This window comes from Sphingobacterium multivorum, assembly GCF_039511225.1.
In the GTDB taxonomy this organism is placed as follows: Bacteria; Bacteroidota; Bacteroidia; order Sphingobacteriales; family Sphingobacteriaceae; genus Sphingobacterium.
The window spans coordinates 3,923,927-3,947,237 of the sequence record NZ_CP154261.1; the positions used below are offsets into that span (position 1 = coordinate 3,923,927).

Annotated in this window: 26 protein-coding genes; 1 reads left to right on the top strand and 25 read right to left on the bottom strand. The window is 41.4% G+C overall.

Annotation, left to right across the window (positions count from 1 at the left end):
• Position 1: 1 nt before the first annotated feature.
• The 20 genes from AAH582_RS16580 to katG form a co-directional block, all read right to left on the bottom strand.
• Positions 2-892, bottom strand: coding sequence for an urea transporter (locus AAH582_RS16580; protein WP_159333068.1), 891 nt, complete (start codon positions 890-892; stop codon positions 2-4).
• A gap of 10 nt (positions 893-902) precedes the next feature.
• Positions 903-1,700 (bottom strand): urease accessory protein UreD, encoded by a 798-nt coding sequence (locus AAH582_RS16585; protein ID WP_046675419.1) that lies wholly within the window; start codon positions 1,698-1,700, stop codon positions 903-905.
• Between the two features lie 2 nt (positions 1,701-1,702).
• A complete protein-coding gene (ureG, locus tag AAH582_RS16590; protein ID WP_046675418.1) occupies positions 1,703-2,341 on the bottom strand; it encodes an urease accessory protein UreG in 639 nt (212 codons plus the stop codon).
• 12 nt (positions 2,342-2,353) lie between these two features.
• Positions 2,354-3,043: an urease accessory protein UreF gene (locus AAH582_RS16595; protein WP_343318759.1), complete on the bottom strand. Its 690-nt coding sequence runs from the start codon at positions 3,041-3,043 to the stop codon at positions 2,354-2,356.
• 42 nt (positions 3,044-3,085) lie between these two features.
• Positions 3,086-3,661 (bottom strand): urease accessory protein UreE, encoded by a 576-nt coding sequence (locus AAH582_RS16600; protein ID WP_343318761.1) that lies wholly within the window; start codon positions 3,659-3,661, stop codon positions 3,086-3,088.
• 3 nt (positions 3,662-3,664) lie between these two features.
• Positions 3,665-4,252, bottom strand: coding sequence for a hypothetical protein (locus AAH582_RS16605; protein WP_343318763.1), 588 nt, complete (start codon positions 4,250-4,252; stop codon positions 3,665-3,667).
• A gap of 158 nt (positions 4,253-4,410) precedes the next feature.
• Positions 4,411-6,132 carry an urease subunit alpha gene (gene ureC / locus AAH582_RS16610; RefSeq protein ID WP_046675416.1) on the bottom strand — a complete coding sequence of 574 codons (1,722 nt, stop codon included), beginning with the start codon at positions 6,130-6,132 and terminating at the stop codon, positions 4,411-4,413.
• Complete coding sequence (gene ureB / locus AAH582_RS16615; RefSeq protein WP_046675415.1) at positions 6,129-6,503, bottom strand: urease subunit beta; 375 nt, start codon at positions 6,501-6,503, stop codon at positions 6,129-6,131. Before ureB ends, ureC begins: the two co-directional genes overlap by 4 nt.
• Positions 6,504-6,521: 18 nt before the next feature.
• Entirely contained in the window at positions 6,522-6,824 is a 303-nt protein-coding gene (gene ureA / locus AAH582_RS16620; RefSeq protein WP_075993440.1) for an urease subunit gamma, read from the bottom strand.
• 175 nt (positions 6,825-6,999) lie between these two features.
• Positions 7,000-7,350 (bottom strand): hypothetical protein, encoded by a 351-nt coding sequence (locus tag AAH582_RS16625; protein ID WP_046675413.1) that lies wholly within the window; start codon positions 7,348-7,350, stop codon positions 7,000-7,002.
• 186 nt (positions 7,351-7,536) lie between these two features.
• On the bottom strand, positions 7,537-9,975 hold the full coding sequence (locus AAH582_RS16630; RefSeq protein WP_343318768.1) for a TonB-dependent receptor: 2,439 nt from the start codon (positions 9,973-9,975) through the stop codon (positions 7,537-7,539).
• Positions 9,976-10,015: 40 nt separating this feature from the next.
• On the bottom strand, positions 10,016-10,609 hold the full coding sequence (locus tag AAH582_RS16635; RefSeq protein WP_343318770.1) for a GNAT family N-acetyltransferase: 594 nt from the start codon (positions 10,607-10,609) through the stop codon (positions 10,016-10,018).
• A 95-nt stretch (positions 10,610-10,704) separates the two neighbouring features.
• The gene (locus AAH582_RS16640; protein WP_343318773.1) at positions 10,705-11,547 is read right to left on the bottom strand and encodes an ABC transporter ATP-binding protein; all 843 of its coding nucleotides are present in this window, start codon (positions 11,545-11,547) and stop codon (positions 10,705-10,707) included.
• Positions 11,544-12,560, bottom strand: coding sequence for a FecCD family ABC transporter permease (locus AAH582_RS16645; RefSeq protein WP_343318776.1), 1,017 nt, complete (start codon positions 12,558-12,560; stop codon positions 11,544-11,546). The genes AAH582_RS16640 and AAH582_RS16645 overlap by 4 nt, the downstream gene beginning before the upstream one ends.
• A complete protein-coding gene (locus AAH582_RS16650; RefSeq protein ID WP_343318779.1) occupies positions 12,557-13,558 on the bottom strand; it encodes an ABC transporter substrate-binding protein in 1,002 nt (333 codons plus the stop codon). The genes AAH582_RS16645 and AAH582_RS16650 overlap by 4 nt, the downstream gene beginning before the upstream one ends.
• Positions 13,559-14,089, bottom strand: a complete 531-nt coding sequence (locus tag AAH582_RS16655) for a hypothetical protein (protein ID WP_343318782.1) — start codon at positions 14,087-14,089, stop codon at positions 13,559-13,561.
• 155 nt (positions 14,090-14,244) lie between these two features.
• Positions 14,245-14,973 (bottom strand): hydrogenase nickel incorporation protein HypB, encoded by a 729-nt coding sequence (gene hypB / locus AAH582_RS16660; protein WP_053003869.1) that lies wholly within the window; start codon positions 14,971-14,973, stop codon positions 14,245-14,247.
• An 11-nt stretch (positions 14,974-14,984) separates the two neighbouring features.
• On the bottom strand, positions 14,985-15,329 hold the full coding sequence (locus AAH582_RS16665) for a hydrogenase maturation nickel metallochaperone HypA (protein ID WP_046675411.1): 345 nt from the start codon (positions 15,327-15,329) through the stop codon (positions 14,985-14,987).
• An 82-nt stretch (positions 15,330-15,411) separates the two neighbouring features.
• Complete coding sequence (locus AAH582_RS16670; RefSeq protein WP_343318788.1) at positions 15,412-15,813, bottom strand: hypothetical protein; 402 nt, start codon at positions 15,811-15,813, stop codon at positions 15,412-15,414.
• Positions 15,814-16,222: 409 nt separating this feature from the next.
• Positions 16,223-18,502, bottom strand: coding sequence for a catalase/peroxidase HPI (katG, locus tag AAH582_RS16675; RefSeq protein WP_343318790.1), 2,280 nt, complete (start codon positions 18,500-18,502; stop codon positions 16,223-16,225).
• A 266-nt stretch (positions 18,503-18,768) separates the two neighbouring features.
• Here katG and AAH582_RS16680 point away from each other — a divergent pair, with 266 nt between their 5' ends.
• Positions 18,769-19,353 carry a DUF4126 domain-containing protein gene (locus AAH582_RS16680; protein ID WP_046675409.1) on the top strand — a complete coding sequence of 195 codons (585 nt, stop codon included), beginning with the start codon at positions 18,769-18,771 and terminating at the stop codon, positions 19,351-19,353.
• Between the two features lie 670 nt (positions 19,354-20,023).
• Here AAH582_RS16680 and AAH582_RS16685 read toward each other — a convergent pair.
• The 5 genes from AAH582_RS16685 to AAH582_RS16705 form a co-directional block, all read right to left on the bottom strand.
• Positions 20,024-20,479, bottom strand: a complete 456-nt coding sequence (locus AAH582_RS16685; protein WP_046675408.1) for an Hsp20/alpha crystallin family protein — start codon at positions 20,477-20,479, stop codon at positions 20,024-20,026.
• Positions 20,480-20,554: 75 nt separating this feature from the next.
• The gene (locus AAH582_RS16690) at positions 20,555-20,848 is read right to left on the bottom strand and encodes a hypothetical protein (RefSeq protein WP_343318797.1); all 294 of its coding nucleotides are present in this window, start codon (positions 20,846-20,848) and stop codon (positions 20,555-20,557) included.
• Between the two features lie 238 nt (positions 20,849-21,086).
• On the bottom strand, positions 21,087-21,425 hold the full coding sequence (locus AAH582_RS16695; RefSeq protein ID WP_343318800.1) for a hypothetical protein: 339 nt from the start codon (positions 21,423-21,425) through the stop codon (positions 21,087-21,089).
• A gap of 12 nt (positions 21,426-21,437) precedes the next feature.
• Entirely contained in the window at positions 21,438-21,995 is a 558-nt protein-coding gene (locus tag AAH582_RS16700) for an RNA polymerase sigma factor (protein ID WP_201303555.1), read from the bottom strand.
• A 326-nt stretch (positions 21,996-22,321) separates the two neighbouring features.
• A complete protein-coding gene (locus AAH582_RS16705) occupies positions 22,322-23,302 on the bottom strand; it encodes an FAD:protein FMN transferase (protein ID WP_343318806.1) in 981 nt (326 codons plus the stop codon).
• Positions 23,303-23,311 lie beyond the last annotated feature (9 nt).

The window sequence follows — 23,311 nt, forward strand, 5'->3', positions numbered from 1 at the left end:
ACTAGGAAGTCCCTTCAGCCGATGAAAACCTATTCACCAACCATTGATCGATCAGTTTGACAGGGTGCATAGCCCACATCGCAAAAACAAATGGAAAAGTCAATGTTGTCCATCCGTTGTGAATCAAAAAATGATCAAAATATGTTGCGATAATTGTTCCGATCAGAACATATACACCATCTCTAACGCGGGGGCCGCTTAGGGCAATTCCAACCAAAACCGCATTGAAGCTAAAAATGCCATTATTGGTCATATCTACAGATTCATGGCCATGGTGTGATATATAAACACTGATGATAACAGCAGCGAAACCGTAAAGTGCGCCCATAGGATTACTCAGGAAAACCCCGATGAAAAAGATCAATCCAGCAATTAAACTACCCTGAAAAATAACCTGACCAAAGGCATGGCCTTCGATTAAGAAGTCATCCATTTCCTGAATATCAACAAAATGCTCGGGAACAGTCCGCAAGGCCAGTTCTGGAATACTCAACACATACAATGCGATCCAGGTAATTAAGATAAAAGGAAATGTAAATACCGGCAGATTCTTCTTTAATGCAAACCCCATCAAGATGGTGGTCAACGCAGATCCTACGATTAAGGCTCCCCATACCCAAACGTTTGTCTGGAAATAGAACACCAAAGCAATACCGTAAAGCGTAGCATTAAATCCGAAAAGTCCATCATTGATATGATCCTCATCAAATTTCATCAACTTGGCCGTCAATACGCCAACGATGTTGGCGAGAATCCCTGCAAAGCCCATAAGTGCCGAATCATAAATAATGGCTCCGATAAATAAGATACCCGTCCAAATGTTACCTTGTAACATAATCTGCCCAAATCCTTTAAAAAAAGCTTTAATAAAAGCTAGGATGTTATTTTTCATTGGAATATAATTAGTTGTTATTCAAAAATATGTTGTCCCATAATGTGCTTTGCATTTCTTTAAAAAGAAGATAGAGCTGTTCGGCACCGTAACCTAAAACGCGAACCATAAAACCGTCATGTTGCAATTCACTAATACCAAACGCAACGTCTTTGGTTTCCCCGTATTGCTCATGGAAAGCCTCGATCCAATCACTTGGATTCAAGCCGGCGCTATTCAGATAGATCAACGTTCCCTGGTGCGTATAGCCTTCCAAAATACCCAAACCTTGTATAGGCATACGATCTGGCTGCAGCAATACATTATCCTTCACCACGAGCCTACCATTGACATAGCATTCTGTCAGATTTTGAAAGTGGTTGTACATAAACTCTTCACCGGACATTTTCCGGCCACAAGTCACGATTTCACTCAGCAATAAGTGACAATTTGAAGCAAGATGTACAATGTTATGGCTCAAAAAATGAGACGAATGCTGAGGTACTACTGGATGAGGTACATAAGAAAAAACAGCATTTTCGCCTACATTCACTTCCATCGTTTGGGACGAATGACCTTTCATATGAAACAAACGCTGGTAAGCCTGCGTTTGTAACTGTAACTTAGAACCCGGAGCAATATCAACTTGAATACGATGGTCATCTCCATCCAACAAACCAGGCGATGAACTCATAATCATCAAGTACGCGGCATTGTCTTTTTGATATTGCCCAACAGGAACGATACGAAACGGTTGTGTGGCATACGCATCTTTTAAAAAGGATTTTCCTTCGCGATGTGCTATCTTAATAGCTAAAGAACAAATCATAATTAACGTAGTAAATTAGGTTCCTCAATATCTTGAAGGAGTGCGTATTTTTTAATCCAGCCCACAATCTCTTCCAAACCATCGCCGGTTTTTAGATTTGAAAACAAGAACGGAGAACCTTTACGCATTTTACGCGCATCATGCTCCATCACTTCTAAGCTTGCACCTACATAGGGTGCCAAATCTTTCTTATTAATCAACAACAGGTCTGATCTTGTAATTGCCGGACCACCTTTACGCGGCATTTTTTCACCTTCGGCAACATCAATGACGAAAATGGTGATATCGGCGAGATCCGGACTATAGGTAGACGTCAGGTTATCACCGCCACTTTCAATCAAAATCAACTCTAAATCCGGGAAACGACTTGCCAGCTCATCCACAGCTTCCAGATTCATACTCGCATCTTCCCGTATCGCGGTGTGCGGGCAACCGCCGGTTTCTACACCGATGATTCGTTCACGGGGAAGCAAACTATTTTTGGCCATATATTCCGCATCCTCCTTGGTATAGATATCATTGGTAATTACGGCAAGATCAATTTCATTCATCAAACGTCTGCTCAATCGTTCCAATAATGCTGTTTTACCAGATCCTACCGGACCACCAACCCCTATTTTAACATATTTTCTATTTTCCATTTTAATTGTTCTTTAAGAAATATAAACTCTAGAATATAATCGTTCGTGTTGCATGCAACGGATGTCAAATCCGATGTTGCATAAACCCACTAAATTCCGTTCAACTGTTAAGGTCTCTTTGCAGAGATCAAGTATATCATCATGTAAACCAAAAAGTATATCCTGGCCATCCAATTGTCCTAATGGCACAAGTTTAACAGCATTGGTAACCATCGTAATGGCGGCATTATAGTAAAAGCCGTGTAACGCTTCTTCCAAAGGAATTTCTAAAAGTGACGCCAACATGCCATACATCAAACAGTAATGACTATCTACTTCCTTCTTTTGGATTAATTCACCCCAGGACAGCATAAAATCCTGCTGTTGATACCGACTGAATATTTTATAAATACGTAAGCCCAGTTTTTTACTGGCATCGCGAATTTCTCTTGGGCTTTTTAATGCTGTACATTCTTGATCCAGGGCGATCAATGTATCGATGTCCTGCGAAGAAGTTGCTTCATAGGCCAATTTCATCAAAGCAGCATCATTATACTTCAAATTATACCAGAGGTTATGACGCACATAATTGTCTGCTGTAGCCTTATCACAGACCAAGCCCTGTTGCACATAAGTCTCCAGTCCATTGGAATGGGTAAACCCACCAATTGGCAATGTAGGATCTGCTAAATGGAGTAACTTGCCTAGAAATGTATTTTTCATTGACATTATTTTTTATTATAAGTATATATCATCAAGGACCTATCAATCCCTTGCGTAATCTTCGCTATCATTGGGCATTAAACCGATACCGGCTGTTGGCGCCTGTAAATTCATGAAGACTTTATCGCTGATTAACAGCGGTATATTCTTCGTCGAAGACTTCATCTTCTGATGATGTTTCGGATCGACATTAGCATTGAGCTGATGTAAAAGTTGACGCTCGCCACACTGGGGGTCAAAACCTTGTTTCACAAGCCATTCATACATTGACCGTTCATAAGGCATGAGCAATTCATTTGCCTCCACAAATAGAGGCAAATGTTTGTTTCCAATTTCACTGCTTACAAAGGCCGTTCGCTGGAAATCAATTGCCATGACACGGATGACTTCACAAGGTTTGATCGTTACCACAACAATTTTCTCTTCATCTTCGTACAAGATATCGCCATCCTGCAAGCTGGATGTCTTGCCCAACAATTTGACGGCAATATCCATTCCCTCCGCTGTACGTAAACGTTGAATACGTTTGGTCGACTCATACCATTCAATAGCAAGCAAATCCAGACGCTTAGTGACCTGCTCACCATGAATATTCCTTGTGATTTCCGTGATTATCATTTTTTAATTCTTAACAAATAGATTTTTAGACAGGCCTAAACCTACAGTTGATCCATTGATTCCTGTAATAACTTCGTGATCGTTCGGAATAGCGGGATCTTTACTATTCGTCTTTTTATAAGAAAGTTCAGCTATTTTGGCCTTTAATGCCCAACCTTTTCCCAAGGCGATGCCAACAAGTGGATATACTCTAAACAAGTAACCGTTGTATTTACCATCGACCATGGCTCCGTTGGAATTGACATGTTGATCGCCCCAAAGGTAATGTACGTCCACCTGGCCTATCAACATAAAGTGCTCACTCAATGGCCAGGTATTGCTGTAAAATGGTCCTACTTCATGCGAATGATCCGTAAAATCCAAGGCCTTATTTTTGGACGAGTTGAATCCATAATTTAAACCGACGTTCATGTTGTCGGTGAAAAAATATGCAGCACCTAATGGTGCGGCACTAAATTGATGCCCAGCCGTCGTTTCGTGGTAATTCAGTGACCCATAAACCATGATACCTCCCTTTTGCGCATAGGCAGATTGAATGGTAAAGCACGCTATTGCTATACAACAGCCTAAGAATGTCTTCAAATTTTTCATTAGCGTAAATCGTATTTTAGCTTAATGAAGCACCATGAGCAATCATTATTCCCTCTCTTTATGCGCTTTTGATAAGCCCATGATGATTTCATCAATACATTGTTTTTTCATAGCTTATGGCGTGATCTTAAATCACGCCATAAAAAGTAGTTATAGGGTTAAAACAAGAAGTATCGTTGTCCCAACGAAACGGTATCCACAGGTTTCGACCGCAAGATCTCGCCGTCAAGACTTACCTCATAATTCTCCGGATTGACGATAATTTCAGGTGTAGCATCATTATGGATCATATCTTTTTTGGAGATATTTCGACAATTTTCCACAGGTAACAAGGAGCGTTCCAAACGATATTCATCCTTAATGCCTTTTTCAAAAGCCACTTTAGAGACAAAGTTAAAGCAGGTACGATGCACAGCCTTTCCTAATCCGGCAAACATGGTTCTAAGGATAATAGGCTGCGGTGTAGGAATAGAAGCATTTGCATCCCCCATTTTAGCAGCGATGATCATTCCTCCTTTCACAATAATTTCTGGTTTTGCACCGAATAGATCTGGACGCCAGATAACCATATCGGCAATTTTACCAGGCTCGATTGAACCAACATAGTTGGAAATGCCGTGAGCAATTGCTGGGTTGATGGTATATTTCGCTACATAGCGACGTGCACGGAAATTATCGTTGTCTTTACCTTCGTCTTCAGGTAACGGACCGACTTGTTTCTTCATCTTGTCTGCAGTCTGCCAAGTCCGTGTGATGACTTCACCTACACGACCCATTGCCTGTGAATCCGAGCTCATGATACTGAATACACCACGATCTTGCAGTACATCCTCAGCAGCAATCGTTTCTGGACGGATACGAGAATCGGCAAAAGCTACGTCTTCCGGAATTTCTTTACTCAAGTGGTGACAAACCATCAGCATATCCAAGTGCTCGTCAATCGTATTTTTAGTGAATGGACGTGTTGGATTGGTCGATGCCGGCAAGACGTTTGGATACATCGCAGATTTGATGATATCTGGAGCGTGACCGCCACCAGCACCCTCGGTGTGGAATGTATGGATGACACGTCCATTGATAGCTTGAATAGTATCTTCTAGGAAACCCGCTTCATTCAGTGTATCCGTATGGATGGCCACCTGCACATCGTATTTATCAGCAACTGTAAGTGCGCGATCTATCGTTGCCGGAGTCGCTCCCCAATCCTCGTGGATTTTTACCCCCAAAGCTCCTGCTTCGATTTGCTCCACAATTGGTTGCTCTGTCCCCACATTACCTTTTCCAAAGAAACCAAAGTTCATCGGAAGGTCTTCAACCGCTTGTAACATGCGCCGTATATTCCACTTTCCTGGAGTTACCGTAGTTGCATTTGTTCCATCTGCGGGACCAGTTCCGCCACCTATCATTGTTGTTACCCCACTATACAAAGCGGTCTCAATCTGTGTAGGGCTGATGTAATGGATGTGTGTATCAATACCTCCTGGTGTAACAATATATCCAGCACCACCATGTACCTCTGTAGATGCGCCAATAATCATGTTGGGTGTAATATTGTCCATGGTATCAGGGTTCCCTGCGCGCCCCACACCGACAATCTTACCATCTTTGATACCGATATCACCTTTTACTATTCCCCAATGGTCAATCACAATGGCACCGGTGATGACCAAATCTAATGTTCCTTCATCACGCTTCTGAATGGAAGACTGACACATCCCGTCACGTACAGTTTTACCACCGCCAAACTTAGCTTCATCACCATAATGAGCATAGTCTTTCTCCACCTCAACAATGATATCGGTATCTCCTAAACGAACTTTATCTCCTGTTGTAGGGCCAAAAATGGCGCTATAATTGATTTTTTTTACTTTCAAACTCATGATACTTTATTTTTAAAGCCTTGTTCTTTTACTTTTTTCAGCGCATTTGCTTTCGCAACCTCAGTTTCGGTATTACCATTCACCAAATCGTTGTGACCATAGATATTTCGGCCACCTGCATACGGTACCAACTCAATCTCTTTTGTCTCACCGGGTTCAAACCGTACTGCTGTGCTGGCAATAATGTTCAATCGTTTACCAAAAGCTTTCTCACGATCAAATTCCATCATTTTATTCACTTCGAAAAAGTGAAAATGTGAGCCTACCTGAATTGGTCTGTCACCAGTGTTGGTAACTTCTATTGTAGTAACTTCTCTACCTTCATTGCAGATCACATAGCCATCTGCAATAAAAAATTCTCCTGGGATCATAGATTATATTTTTAACAATTAGCGAATCGGGTTATGAACAGTAACCAGTTTTGTACCATCTGGAAATGTAGCTTCTATCTGTACATCATGAATCATTTCGGGCACACCTTCCATAACATCTTCACGTGTCAACAATGTTGCACCATACTGCATTAAATCGGCGACAGTACGTCCGTCACGAGCGGCTTCCAATAGTTCACTACTGATCAATGCAATAGACTCCGGATAGTTTAATTTAAGTCCTCTAGCTTTACGTTTTTTCGCTAGTTCGCCGGCAAGATGAAGCAATAGCTTCTCTGTCTCTCTAGGTAATAAATGCATATAAATTTATTTAAATTGTTGTTATTCGAATTAAAAACAAGTCACGGTGGGTACAGGTCACGACAAGGTCATACGACTTAAAAAAATCGTTCAAAATCGTGATTAAAAGGACAGATTACACCCTTATGCAGTGCAAGGTCTGTCTCTTCTCAACCCTTGTAAGAAATGGAAATTTTTATCCCAGAAACGGGATCTTTAAACTTTGGAAAAGAATATATTTTGGCGGAAGGATCAGTCGATCCATGTAAGGCCTTCTGTTATTCTGAATTTTGAGACATACAGGATAGCAGAATACAAAAAGACAAATTGAAAGCACCCCCCAATAGAGCAGCTTGCTCCATTCATCCTTGAGGTCCATCTGCTCAGTAATATCATAGAAATCATGATCTTTAACCGCAGCAACCAAGTTTTCCCGCTCGGTATTTCCTGAACCTTTTTCTAGATGAGCTTGAAGTGTCGACAGACTTAGGCGGACGAGGGGTAAATGCTGAACAGTAGAATGCGATGGCATAGCTATTCCTTTCATGAGCAGGGTGCTCAAAAGAAAAACTAAAAAGACTAAACTATACCTCATTCTTGTGTTCACAATACTATTATTTGTTGTTCAAATTTACAACCAAAGCGGGCTACTTGACTAGCACAAATCTTGAATTAAATAGTCCAAATTTGTTGAAAAAGCCCGCTATGGCGGCTATAGATTACTATTTCAGCATTAAAAAGAGTAACCCACTGATACCATGACATTTCGCGGTGCACCAGCAAAGGCCCGTGTGTAGTCAAAACCACCTAAAAAGTAATATTGATCGAATACATTGTTCAGATTTAACGCCATTTTCATCGCACCAATGTGGTAATATGCAGCAGCATTTACAGTGGTATACGAAGGCCATTGTCCCCAAAGTGCATTTCCTTCGCTATCCTTTCCGATACTGTTATCCATCCTTTTACGATCTACATAGTAAACACCGGCGCCAAAACCCAAACCTTTTAATGTACTAGTTGAAAACACATATTTCAACCAGGCACTCGCCATATTTTTGGGTGCTCCCGGCAGGGACTGCCCTATTTCAGAAGGAACAGAGGAAGATTTTACCTCCGTATCGTTATAGGTATAATTGGCCATAATCTGGAACTCACGTGTCAACTGCCCACGGACATCGAATTCGACCCCCTGGGATAACGCTTTGCCAGATTGTCTATACTCCGGCAGCCCTGAATCATTGATAGCCCCTGTGGCAATGAGCATATTCCGTCGTTCAATTCGGAATAAGGAAAGATCAACTTGCAATTGCTCTTTAAAAAAACCGGCCTTCATCCCCGTTTCCACCTGGAAACTCCGCTCGGCATCAAAGGGTTTATCAGCTCCGTAATCTTTATAGTTCTGAATAAAATTGGCACCCACAGGCACAAAGCCCTGCGAATAACTTGCAAAATAATTAATCTGCTTATTGATTCCATAGGTCACACCAAAACGCGGTAATAAGGCATTTTGTGTCGCATGAAAACGATTTTGTCCATCAAGTGTTTCAGAAGAATAGTGTTCATGACGTAGACCTACAATAAGTTTCAATCGGTCGTCAATGCTGATTTGATCCTGAATATATTTACCTGTTGTTTTATAAGGGCTTAAAAAAGGATAAGCGACTCCCGTGCGCCACACATAATTAGTCAGGTCATGCGTTGTATAAGTGGGATTGTTCAAGTCAAAAGTCAACGGGACAACTTTGCCATCTACAGTTTGCTGCCGCGCCTCCCGCAATTGATTTTCTTTGTCGCCCCGATACTGTGCAAAATCAACTCCCGCAACTAAATGATGATCAACCCGATCACCCAAAAGATCCCACTTAACATAACCCACAACATTATCTGTATAGTCACGTCCATGACGATCAAAAAAACGCATATTCATAATGGTATTATGTGGCGCATCAGCAAAGGTGTTCATTGTCCGATGTTCGTTGACATCCTCCTGATAGATGGATTTCATGTAGCTCAGATTCAAGCTAACATGTTCTGCCAGACGCTGAGACAATCGGCCGCTTAACGAAAAAGTCTTGGAATTATAAAAATCGGAAGGCTGGCTCAACGTAAATGATCTTGGCAAAGCATAAAAGTTATTTTCCTTAATACCCATTCCCCGATCAAGATAACCGTTGAACTGATTATACACCATATCAATATCCACCACCGTGCCCTCAGCTGGTTTAAAGGTGAACGAAGGAGCCACCATGATTCGTTTCTGGCGATTTACATCTCGGAAAGTCTTTGTATCTTCGTAACCCGCATTAAAACGATATAAAATACGTTTGGCACTGTCCAGAGGTCCACCGAGATCCACAGTTGTTCGCATCGTTTCAAAACTACCACCTGAAAAATTCACATGCCCTCTAAAATCTTCCAAAGGCTTCTTGGTCGTCATATTAATCGTACCACCCGGTACGATATCTCCAAACAAGGATGCTCCTGGCCCTTTCAAAACCTCGATATTTTCAAGATTGATTGTTAAGGGAGAGTTATAATAACTGTTACCATAACCATACCCCGAGCGTAAGCCATTGACAAGCCGTACACCCGTTTCATAACCGCTTTTAAAGCCACGAATGACAACATCATCATAGGAAGATGCTTCGGTCACACCAGCCAAATCCTGAACCAATGCCCCAGTAGTGAATGCCTGCTTATCCTCTATAAATTCCTTACTTAAAACAGCAACAGATTGTGGAAGATCTTTTAATTTTCCAGCAAATTTTCCGCCCAACTCCATGTCATTTGTCAAATAGGAATTGTTGCGTCTACCTGTTACCAATACCTCATCCAAGGTATTATCACCGGCTACCATCAGTAATCGAACTCCTTTTTTTGCATTCCAGCTAGCCGCGTTCAAATCCAGCAATACAGGCTTATAACCAATTGCATCTGCACGTAACTGTACAGGAAAAGAAATTATTCCGGTAAAACTAAATTCGCCCTGAGCATTAGAACTTGTCTGTTGTTGTCCACCGACTAAGGTCAGTGTAACCCCAGCGATGGGATCACCGCTTTCATCCTGAATTTTTCCAAATAATGCTACACCTTGTTGTGCATATACAGCTCCCGGTACGGAAGCACTTGTCAATAAAGCGAAAGCTAGCGCTTTCATTACGTTGTTCATTCGAATAATTTATATATATTTTGGCTTCCCCAATTTGACGTTAAGCAATACGATCAATGAATAATTCCATGTGAATCGTTGGAAAATTCGATTCATTACAAAAGTCCTTTAATTGAAAGCCCTGTTTTCCCCAAAACTCATAGGCTCCTGTCAAGAATGGGTGAGTATGTAAATAAAGCCTTTCAATACTTTTCTCCTTAGCTACAGCGACCAAGCCCTTGAATAAGGCTGTTCCTAAACCGGACCTACGGTAACTCGGATCCACAAAAAGCCGGGCAACTTCTACCGTTTTCCTTCTATCTATATCCAAATGCGGAAAACGGTAATCATAAGCCGACATACCAACGACGCCGATCAAATTACCCCGATGATCTTTTGCCTGCAAGAATGCAGCAGCTTCAGCCTCAAGATATACGGCTGAAAATGCGAGTAGATCCTTAGGAAGCTTATTTGAATCCAACATGGGGAACAACTGTTTCCGAAATTCAATGACATAAGGTAATACGACATCAATATCCTCCTCTTCAACACGAGATATGGTTATATTTTTCAACTGAGGTTGAGCGGGAAGAGATCGCTTACTCATCCGTTTATTTTCAATCAATATATGGCCACTGTCTTTAAATATATTCATAGTGTTATCGCTATTTTAAAATAATCGCCCCGTAAACTGGGCATCTTACCTACAATCCATGATGTTTTTACAAAGGCGCTTACTCCAGCACTTCATCAGAGGGTATTCATCTCAGTGACCGTTGCTGGACTATGTTGTGCCTCCACCATAGGTTCAAATGCCGCAGCGCCACTCAGCCTCGGAACAAACATCCATTTCTTTTGATTCTCCAAACTAATCAATGGAAGTTGATAGGTCTGTTCCAATAAATTTCTTACTTGTTCCCGATTCAGACCGTGGAGGTCCACAAGCCTATTGTCTTTCATCAGATAAAAATGATCACCAAAAAGAAACGCCATATTAGGGTCGTGCATTACACATAACACGGTTGTTCCTTCCTTGACCAGCTCCTTGGCGGTCTGCAGCACCGCAATCTGATATTTCAGATCCAAATGATTCGTAGGCTCATCAAGCAATAATAAATCAGGTTGCTGTACCAATACCCGACATAGTAACACCAATTGTCGCTCCCCTCCAGACAACGACGTATAGGGTTTGTCCTTTAAGTGTGTGAGGTTAAATTTATCCAAGATCTGTTCTACTGCCTCGAAGTCTTCTTTACTTGGTGAAAAACGAGAAAATGAAGCTCGTCCCGTCAGAATAACATCAACAACGCTAAAAGGAAATGTAGTCTGATGGAACTGGTTCAGAAAACCCAATTTCAATGAATTAGCTCGACCAACCTTCCAATCGCGACGCTCCGTTTCATTAATAAGAACCGATCCATCATATTTTTTTTCCAGCCCTGCAATAATATTAAATAGCGTGGATTTACCACTTCCATTCCGACCGAGAATAACAGAAAGCTTTCCTTTTGGGAAAGACATGGTTACATCATTTAAAATGATATCCTTGCCGTAGGCAAAAGAAAGGTTGTTGATATGAATCGAATTACTCATGAATTCCAGTTGATTTCATTACGACGCATCAGGTAAATAAACAAGGGAGCGCCAATAATCATTGTAAATACACCGATCGGAATTTCAAATGGCATGACCGCCCTCGAAAAATCATCGATCAGTAGAAGAAAAGTACCACCAATACTGATATTTGCCCACACAACAATATTGTTATTGGGGCCAAAGATCATCCGGCTGATATGTGGAACAATTAATCCAAATAGACTTATTACCCCTACAGCTGCAACGGCTGATGCTGTAATTAGTGTAGCTACAGCAATAAATCCCAGTTTCAACAGTTTCGGATTGACGCCAACAGCAATGGCTTCTTGATCGCCCAAGGCTAAAAGATTCAGCTTCCAACGAAACAGAATCAGGATAGCCAATCCTATTGTTATCGGCAGAAAAGCATGCTGTACTTTCGACCAGGAGGCCGTATGCAGATTCCCCATTGTCCATTGTACAATAGCTTGTAATTTATAGGGATCACTGATGTATTGCAACAAGGTTAACATGGCTGTAAATACACCGGAAATAACCATTCCTGCCAATACCATCCCAATAATCGAGGTTTTCAAACCAGCATTTGAAACAAAATAAGTCAACCCCACAGCACATACACCAAACAAAAATGCGGATATATTGACCGGCAATAGCGGAAACAACATAGCCAATGCAGCCCCAAAAGCAGATCCCGAAGAAATACCCAATGTAAAGGGATCAACGATTGGATTCCTAAAAATGGCCTGCAAGATTCCGCCAGAAGACGCTAGAGCAGCTCCGACCATAAAGGTCAGCAGAATCCGTGGTAAACGTACCTGCCACAATATGGTATCCATATTATCCTTCCATACCGCAGTAGGGTGACCTAAATATCCCCCCACTTCCGATCCAATGCGTTGGCAGAGCTCAACAAAACCAATGTTCTGGCTTGAGCCTACTAATAGGGAAAACAATAAAACCAACAATGGTAGAACAACGAGCAATAACAGCTTTTTTAATTGATGCATCATTGAAGTAGTCCTGCTTTACCGTAAAGTTTTTCAAAAGCGATAGCCATATCCTGGTCAAGTTGCTGTTTCGTATAATCCGAAAAACACCAATGCCTTATCTGTTTGGCAAAAAGCATAAATTTGACGGTATGTGGGTCGAATGGAAACGACGGTGACATCACAAATACCTGTTTATTTCGCACTGCCGGTAAGGCCGCGAGTTCCTTTAAGTTATAGACGTCTGCCAATGTAGAATTCCAAAGAATAATGAGATCCGGATTCCATTTATAAATTGTCTCTGCGCCGACATTTGGGGCTTCCATTTCCAACGGACAGGCGTTAGCTGCGCCCGAAAGGCGGATCGCCATATCAATCAAACTACCACGACCGGATGTCGAAAGTACCCGACCTTTAGACCAAGCGTAATAAACCTTCTTCTGTACTTGATCCTTGGGAGCAGTCATTTTTTTGATCTCCGCCGAAACAAACTGAACAATTTCTTCCGCTCGCGCTTTCTTTCCGAGTAATGCTCCCATCCCTGTCAGTTCATTAAAAATACTTTTTTCATCCTGCGAAGAAAAAGTGAACACGGGAATTCCAAGATCTTCTAGTTGGGAAATATTATCCTGATCGGTATTGAACGTCAAAACAAGGTCAGGTTTTAAGCTCACTATGCTTTCCACATTATTTGCCTGGCCTGCGAAAGTAGGTGTCGCCAGTGTTTTTTTTGCGATCCTATCATCCAATTTGGACAAAAAGTTATAGGTATCTTCGACCTGATAAACCTGTTCAGGAATACCAACAAGGCTATTTTCAGCACCCAACATGTAGACTTCATCAACAAGGGACGGAAATAATACAACCACACGCTGTGCCGTATGCGCTAATACCACTTCTTTTCCACGGCTGTCGACAGCTTTCACTTGATTGCTGACCGTACCTGCTTGCCGATTTTGGCAGGCGCTCACTAAACACAAACATGCCAAAAGCAATACAGGTATAATACGATTCACTTTCATCTAATTATTTTTTAGGACTTGCTTACGCGGATCAACATGTTCATCTGTTCCGCTTAAATCTGCTTTCTTTTTATTTCTCGCCTCAAGTCGAATCAAATTCTCGGATAACAGTAAGGCTTCCTCCAATTGAATCGAGGTTCCATACTTTGCCAGGACCTGCTCATAGAGCCGTCCATCGTAAGGGAGACGAAGCGATTGGGCATCTGTTACGTTGAATATGGGCAGATGTCTGTTTCCGATAAAATAACCAAAATCTGCAAGCTGCACCAAGTCTATTGGATTGAATCTTATGGTCAACGTAGGCTTGACAACCAGGATTGCCTGTAGCGTTTCCTGATGAAATAAAGCATCGCCATGATGCCATTCCACACCTTGCTCCAATTGCATAAAAATTGTCTTTCCGCCCGTTGTATTGCGTGTTAGGCGTCTTTTGTGGACTTCATACCATTCAAGATACACTTGATCGACTTCACTAAAAGCAAACTCATGCTTTGCTACAATCTTATCTATTGGTACAGGTAGCTCATTCATATTGTAAACCTATCTTCTTCATTTCGTTAACGGCACTGATACAGCTTTGTTCTCCGTCAAATCTATTTCTTCTAAACACAAATAACATGGCAACATATACAGTATAACAATGAAGTGCGGATCATTGTTATACCACTCATTTTATCAGTTGGCCGTTATTTTACTTCAAGCGCCTTATATTGATCTTTTTTCGCCTGAACTCTTTCTTTCAACCAATCACACCAGGTATCAAGACCGTCACCATTTAATGTGCTGATTGTAATAACTTCCAAATTGGGGTTTACTTCGCGCGCATCTTTCGTTACCGCATCTACCGAGAAAGGTACATATGGCAATAAATCAGCTTTGGAAACCAACATCAATTCGCTTGTTAAAAACATACGTGGATATTTTTTCGGTTTATCGTCCCCTTCTGTGGTCGCCAATAAAGTCACGCGGTAATCTTCCCCCAAATCAAATGCTGATGGACACAATAAATTCCCGACGTTCTCAATAAACAACAAGTCTATTCCTTCGATATTGATATGATCCAAGGCTTGTAAGATCATCTGTGCCTCAATATGACACATTCCGCCAGTGACAATCTGCAATGCATTAATGCCTACCTCACGCATACGAACCGCATCACGTTCGGTTTCTGGATCACCCACCAAAACAGCAATATTCAGATCTTTGGCCAAACGTTTTCCCGTTTCTTGCATCAAGGTGGTTTTACCCGAACCCGGAGAAGAACATACATTGATCACACAAACGTCTTTCAGTCTATCGCGGATGGCTTTTGCGACAAAATCATTTGCTTTTAATAAATGTAGCGTTGTATTTTCACATTGAACCGAACCTACACGGTTACCTAAACTTTTAGGATTTGAAGTATTGTCTGACATGATAAACGATTTTAGTCTTGTTTAAAAATTACTTTTGATATATAGAGTTCATTCCCTTGAACAATTGTACTAGAAGCTTGTCCGCAATCACATACAAATCGATGAAAATGAACCGGGAAGTTTTTCTGACAATGTTCACAATATGCAATAATATCGTTTACAACGACTTCCATTTCCATATCTTGGTATTGCGTATTTTCGGCAATAAAAGCATCAAATGCATTTTGGATCAATACAGGCTGGACGTTGGATAACAACCCTGCTGTAACTTGAATTTTTTGAATATCATCTACCCTAGCCTCATAATGCGAGGTCAACGTATCAAAAATATCCTTTACTATACTTAGCTCGTGCATTGGTATATTTTAAGAAATAAATAAATTTAGAAAAGAAATGACAGCTTTCTTTGCTTCTATGATGTGAAGAAAAGCATATGCTTTAGCATGGAATTTTGATTTGCTCAAACAGCAAAAATCGAGCGATGGGTATATGCTCTAGATCAAGGGTATGTTCATACCGATAATCTTTCTGTTGTGGGGATGGCAGAAGTTCATGCCAAAGCAAATCAACCGTAACCAACCAGCGATCCATCAACCAATCTTGTGCCACTTCCACGTCCATTTCAGCAACAATGGATTGAAGCGATGGGTAAAGCGAACAGAATTGACTATGATCTTTATGAAAATGGACGATGCGTGTATGGTCCGCATGTTTTGACGATTTTTTTGAGGATAAAAGCGGGGATTCGACACTATCACTTTTCAGTACAAGACTGTTGTCATTTAAATTCTTAAATGATAACAACAGTGCTGCAAATAGAAAAATAAAGTGCTTCCACATAGCTTTAACCTAATAAAGTATCAAAGATTCCTTTGAAACCATTACAAAGTTACTACCGATCAAAGAAGAAAAAGTAGCACAAATCTTGAATTTTATTTCACAAAATAGGAAACACCCAAAGAAAATTCCATAATTCTTCATATATTAAATTAAAATTTGGTTAAGGTGAGATTAAAATGATATTAGAGGCAAAAATTGGTTCTTTTTTGGCTGCTATTGTCATTAAGTAAATTGGTTCATGTCGTGGGACCATAGCGATAAATATTGGTCATGTACATCGTAAAAAATCTGAACCAATCTTAGCGTCGGAGCAAAAGGTTAATTTCAGGGTTATCTGGATAAATTTAAAATAACAAGAAGCCAGGTTCGCGTCGGACCTGGCTTCTTGAAAAACTGATATTCTTAACAATTAGCGATGCAGATCAAAACGGTCTAACTCCATCACTTTAGTCCATGCCTTCACAAAATCTTGTACGAATTTATCTTTTGCATCGGCACTGCCATATATTTCAGCAACAGCTCTCAGTTCAGCGTTGGAACCAAAAACAAGATCTGCACGTCCGGCTTCCCATTTTTTAACACCAGATTTACGATCTGATCCTTCAAAAACTTCCCGGTCCGGAGAGATGGCTTTCCAAGCTGTTCCCATATCCAATAGATTGACAAAAAAGTCATTCGTCAATTGGCCTGGCCGATCTGTCATCACTCCTAATGCAGAACCATCAAAATTTGCCTGAAGAACACGAAGTCCGCCGATCAATACCGTTAATTCCGGAACAGATAGCGTGAGTGATTGTGCTTTGTCGATCAATAATGATTCCGTAGACACGGTATAAGCACCTTTACGGTAATTTCTAAATCCATCCGCAATTGGCTCAAGATAGCCCATGGATTCTACATCAGTCTGTTCCTGTGATGCATCCATACGCCCCGGATGGAACGGTACGTTGACAGCATGTCCAGCTGCACGAGCGGCCTGCTCTATCGCAGCAACACCACCCAAGACAATTAAGTCAGCCAATGAGATCTTCTTTCCGCCCTGTTGCTTTCCATTAAAGTCCTGTTGAATTTGCTCAAGCGCCGTAAGAACTTTTTGCAATTGTGCTGGATTATTGACTTGCCAATAACGCTGCGGAGCCAACCGTATCCGCGCACCGTTTGCACCACCTCTCTTGTCAGATCCACGGAAAGTAGAAGCTGAAGCCCAAGCGGTCGTTACGAGCTCTGCAGTGCTGAGCCCCGCGTTCAATAGGGCAGATTTCAATGTGTTAATATCATCAGCATCGACCAAAACATGATCGACAGCAGGAATAGGATCTTGCCACAATAATTCCTCAGCAGGAACTTCGGCACCTAAATAACGCTCTCGTGGTCCCAAATCACGGTGCGTCAATTTAAACCAGGCGCGAGCGAATGCATCAGCAAATGCGTCTTGATCTTCGTAAAATTTACGCGAGATCTTTTCATAAATTGGATCAAAACGCAAGGACAAATCTGTCGTCAGCATCGTTGGCCTACGTTTTTTAGTTGGATCAAAAGGATCTGGAATAGTCGAATCAGCTCCTTTGGCTACCCATTGATGCGCTCCTGCAGGACTCTTTGTTAACTCCCATTCATTTTCGAAGAGATTTTTAAAAAAGAGATTGGTCCATTCTGTCGGTTTCTGTGTCCAAATAACCTCCAAGCCACTCGTGATCGCATCTGCTCCTACTCCACTGCCATAGGTACTTTTCCAACCAAGCCCTTGTTGTTCAATGCCGGCTGCTTCAGGTTCTTTTCCGACATTGTCGGCAGGTCCTGCTCCGTGTGTTTTTCCAAACGTATGCCCTCCAGCAATCAAAGCGACAGTTTCCTCATCGTCCATCGCCATCCGACCAAAAGTATCCCGTATATCTTTTGCTGCAGCGATAGGATCTGGATTTCCGTCTGGTCCTTCCGGATTAACATAAATCAATCCCATCTGTACCGCTGCCAACGGTTTTTCAAGATTGCGCGAATGTTGTTTACCATCCGCATCATCATCGGCAGATAATACACCGTGTGATTCCACTACGCCTTCTGAACCATGAGCATAGCGTACATCACCACCCAACCATGTTTTTTCAGAACCCCAATAGACATCCAATTCAGGTTCAAAAGCATCCACACGTCCACCAGAATAACCAAAAGTCTTGAAGCCCATAGACTCTAAAGCAACATTACCTGTTAAAATCAATAAATCTGCCCAGGAGATATTTTTACCATATTTTTGTTTGATAGGCCACAACAGGCGACGCGCTTTGTCCAAACTCACATTATCAGGCCAGCTATTCAGTGGTGCAAAACGTTGTTGCCCAGACCCAGCTCCGCCTCGACCATCGCTTACCCGATAGGTTCCTGCACTATGCCAAGCCATCCGGATGAATAATGGTCCATAATGTCCAAAGTCAGCAGGCCACCAGTCCTGCGAATCGGTCATCAAGGCATGCAAATCTCTTTTTACGGCTTCTAAATCCAATTGTTTAAATGCTTCCGCATAATCAAAGCCCTCGTCCATCGGATTTGACTTGCTTGCGTGTTGTCTCAACAGATCTACACGAAGTCTATCTGGCCACCAGTCCTGATTTTGAGTTCCCCCTCCCGCAACGGCGTTGCGCATCGTACCATTATGAAATGGGCATTTGCTAATGTCTTTTTCGTTGTTGTCCATATGAAAAGAAAGTTTATTTATATAATATCTTAAGTGATCAAATTGTTTGACTCCCACTTTCATAAAATTACACAAATGAGATCCCACTTGTACATCGAATGATTCGATACACTATAATCAAAATCTATATACACAATATATAATTATATAAAATACTAAAAATCATCTTTTAATGAGCAGCTAGAATATGACGATTTTTGGAAGTCTGAAAAACAAAAGCGATTCTTTTACTATTCTATAATTAGGTTGTATCAAAAATATTGACCATGAATGAGCTATCCACATTTTTGGTAAGTGCTTTTATAGGCTTGAGTCTGGCTGCTGCTACCGGCTTCCGGGTTTTCATGCCGCTATTCTTATTGAGCCTTGGCTGTCGGCTTGAATTGTTCCAGGTTGGCAATGAATTGGCCTGGGCGGGCTCACCTATTGTTTTGGCAGCTACAAGCCTAGCCATGATCCTAGAAATAGCGGGATATTACATTCCTTTTATTGACAATATATTGGACAGCCTTTCAATTCCTCTCGCGACGATAGCAGGCACCTTACTTTTTGCCATACAGTTTGCAGATATTTCACCCTTTTTCCGCTGGGCCATGGCAATCATCGCTGGTGGCGGTACCGCGGCGACCATTAGCACAGCGCTAGCTGGCACCCGGGCAGTCTCGTCTGTTGGAACGGCAGGTTTTGGCAATTTTATGATCTCGACCATGGAAACCATCGGTTCAACCATTTTGACCATACTCGCCATATTTGTGCCCTTTATGGCAATTATAGTTGTTATAGGCCTATTCTATTTCTTTTGGCGATTTGGCAAAGAACAACTCAATAAAAAACTTAAAAGAACGGAGTAGCTTTCACAACATAACATCTAAATAAACTTCACACAGTGCCATACGAGCGACAATAAAGCCAAGCCTCACCAGCACAGGCGTAAGCAAATTTAGCGCAGACAAACCAACTAGGGATATTGTAAACATCTTATAGCCCTAGCTGATCTATAGCTGCGTAAACTCCAAATCCCTAACCTTTATACCTTTCAATCAAGCGAATACCTGGCAGGTATCATGTTATGCCTTTCGACAGTGTTTATTCAGTGCTCGTTCAGTGCTCGTTCAGTGATTGCTCAGTGATCGTTCAGTGTAGACTGAATAAACAATGACTGAGTACTGTTTAAAAAATGATTAAAAATTGTTGTTACCTACAATCTGGTATTAGTTTGTTTCCGTTTTGAAATTATCTTGATCTAGGCCCTTATTGAGCAATTATGGCACTCGTCAACAATCGAGACAAATTCCGGGAATACTTAGAAAAGTAGTACGGATATAAGGACCATAGCGCCAAACAGCAATTCGAAATTCGTTTACTGTTCACTGCTTTTGGGCACCGGTTGGTGGTAAATTAAGAGACAAAAAAAGGACAGCAAAATTCGATGCTGTCCTTTTTCAACATCAGCTCTTACGCTGATTTAAGGCTACGCACATCAGCAGCCTTGATGTGCGCCCAGATCAAAACTGGTTTTTACTAATCAATAACAACCTCTTGTGGCCGTTTTACTTTTTCAAGATCTTTTGGAAGGATAACCGTCAATACCCCATCCTCGAAACTTGCATGCACATTATCTGTAAGTACTTGTTCATTTAATTGGAATTCACGTTCAAATGCCAATCCATCCTGCTCTTTATAGATATAATCTATGGCATTGTCCTGGGTGTTTTCTGTACATGAAATCTTCAGTATCCCGTCATTTATGCTGACTTGGAATTGTTCTTTCTTACGTCCAGCGGCAAAAAGCTGCACTTCATAGAACTCTTGATTTTCGGCAATATTTACAGGAACAGCTTGCTGTACGCCAGCATTGTGCCCGGCTTCACCATCAAAAAACTGTTGTTGGAATTTTTCAAAGCGGTCTTTGAAATGTTGTCCGCAAAATTTATTATGATTTGAATATTCGCTGGTATAATGATTTCTTTTAAACATGTCTTTAATTTTTAATATTGAATAATACGTGTAAACTGATGTGGGATGAATTTCCTCGTCTTGCAATTTTTAACCTTAGTAAACTGGAACTATTGTTGCTTTCTTAGCACGTTTTTGCCCTTGTAATGGAACAATAGCGACCACTGTGTTATAATGACGGTGAACGTTCGGATATACCGGAGCCCTATCCATTCTGAATGCTTGTCTATCTCTTCTACGCATTCTTGCCGCGGCAAAGCTTCCTATACCAAAGAGAACTGTCCCAAACAACAAGAGTTTAAAGATCGTCCCAATAATCAATGTTGCTAATCCTGCTATTGCCGTAAGCACAATGAGGCGTGGCAATATAAATCGAAGTTTATTTTTCATTTGAATACATTTTTTTAAAAATGATTGCGGATTATATCTATTTTCAGCACATTGCACATAGAATTTTCCTAGATCATTTGTATGTTGTAATTAACTATTTGTTTTATCCAACATCCCTGCTGACAGATCCTCGCGTTCTGTTACTTGTTTACCATCAGGATATCGGCATAAAAAAAGGCGCCTTTATAGAAGAAGACGCCCAACAACAGTTTTTACTTTAAAATTTTTATTCTTTTTTTCAGAACCCGCATCGTCCTCCAAAACGACGCCTCCATTCTTCGCGCAAACGTTCTCTTTCCTCGTCGGAAAGATCTTCTCCTTTTTCCATCTGACGCGGAAAATCCCGTCGGAATCGGCCACCTCCCGGCTTACCGAAGCCCCTGCCGAACAAGATTTTCGACAAGACAAAGAGTCCCAGCGCCTGCCAATAGGTAATTGCTTTCAGATTGAAAATATCAACCATTAATGTATTCCACAAATATTGTAGTAATGCTACCAACAAAAAAACACCAACGATGATAGCGACAACCATAAAAGCGAATTTACCCTTCCGCTGTCTTTTCATTCTTCCATTCATAGCTTAATCCTTTTAAAATTTTAATTCTTCATACAAACTTCGCAACCGTATTCTCAGGTGCTTCACTGCATACCCTTTTCGGCTGATAATCGTCTTTAGGTTCTCATTTTCCATGACTGCAATTTCCTGAAGAGTTTTCTCTTCCAGTTCATTGAGCACAAAAACCCGACGTTGTTTTTCCGGCAATTCCTCCAATGCTTTCATCAGCTCATCCCAAAAGATATCCTTAAATAATTTTAGCTCAGGATTATTTGAGTCGTCAGCTAAAAGGAGCTGACGAATAGGAAACGTACTTTCGCTATCCTCGTCACCCGCTATAAGCTCATCAAGCGATTCACTTTTCTTTTTCCGGTAGCTGTCTGTAATCTTATTTCGTGTGACAGCATAGAGCCATGCTCCCGCATTCTCCAATTCGTCCATATTGGTCAAACGGCTAAATTGATACCAGACTTCCTGTAAGATATCTTCTGCATCCTCCGTTTTCTTTACCCTTCCCTTAACAAAACGTAGCAGCTGACTTCCATAAGTCTTAACGATATCCGTAAATGATCTGGAATTTTTTTCTGCCATATGATTTTGGTATGCAATGTCCATAGCAGCATAGACGAACTAGTCAAACTTTTACTTTAAATTATTTTCATGAATCTTTCTTCTTGCTGACTTCCACTTTCTGACCAATAAGCACACGTTCTCTACCGTCTTCTTTCGTATACGCTTTGTTAGGATAAAGATACGAGATAATCAGCTAATAGCTGATGCATTCAACCTACTTTATCAGGAATAAAACAAAACCTTCATAACTTCGCAGACACCAACAGCAATGAAAGCAAACTGAAGGTTCTTTCTGGCCAATAAGATCAGACACTTTCAGAAAAAAAATGATGCTGTGTGGTCTATTACTTCCACCGCTGCTGAATGACTTTACCTTTATCGGTAATAAAAATATAACGGTATGCAGGGAAACGCTGAATTAATTTTTTTCCTTCTTTCTCACCAAGTACCATGATTGAGGTACTGAGGGCATTTGCAATCTCGGCGGAAGGTCCATAAATCGTCACTGAAGTTAATCCCGTAGCTGGATAACCTGTCACTGGATTTATAATATGTGAATACCGTTTCCCATTGATCTCCGCGTATTTCTCATAGCTGCCTGAAGTTGCTACGGCCATTTCATTCAAATGAAGAACTTTGACCATTCGATGGGGTTTGAACGGATTGTTTACACCCACTTTCCAGACATCCCCCCGGGGTGGGCTTCCCCAAGCCGAAAGATCTCCGGAAGCATTAACTATACCTGCTTCAATTCCCTTTGCCTTCATTATGTCCCTGCCACGATCAGCAGCGTAGCCCTTCCCAATCGAGCCGAAACCGATCTTCATACCGGGCAACTCCAGAAAAATTGTCGAAGATGCACTGTCAAGAAGGATGTGTTGATAGCCTACCTTGGCGACAGACCTTTTAACCAGATCTTCCGTAGGCATCGTGGTCATACTACCATCAAATACCCAAACTTTATCCAAGGCAACAATACTAATATCAAAGGCTCCGCCTGAATTTTGAGCATACTGGATCGCTCGCTTTGTTAATTCAAACACTTCCCGATCCACCTTAACGGGCTTAATCCCTGCATTGCGGTTCACCGCTGCTATTTGGGTTTGCGGACGCCATTCTGAAATCAGGTTTTCTATTCGATCAATTTCGGAGATGACTTCATCGATATGCGTGTTTGCAATCGCGCTATCCCGATCTACCAAGCTGATTTCAAAAACAGAGCCCATAAGGGTAACCTGCCGCTTGACCAAGACCTGCGCAATCCCCGAAGTAATGGACACAAAGCAGAGCATTAAAAGCAGGACACATTGTTTATTGTTCTTCATGAGATTGAT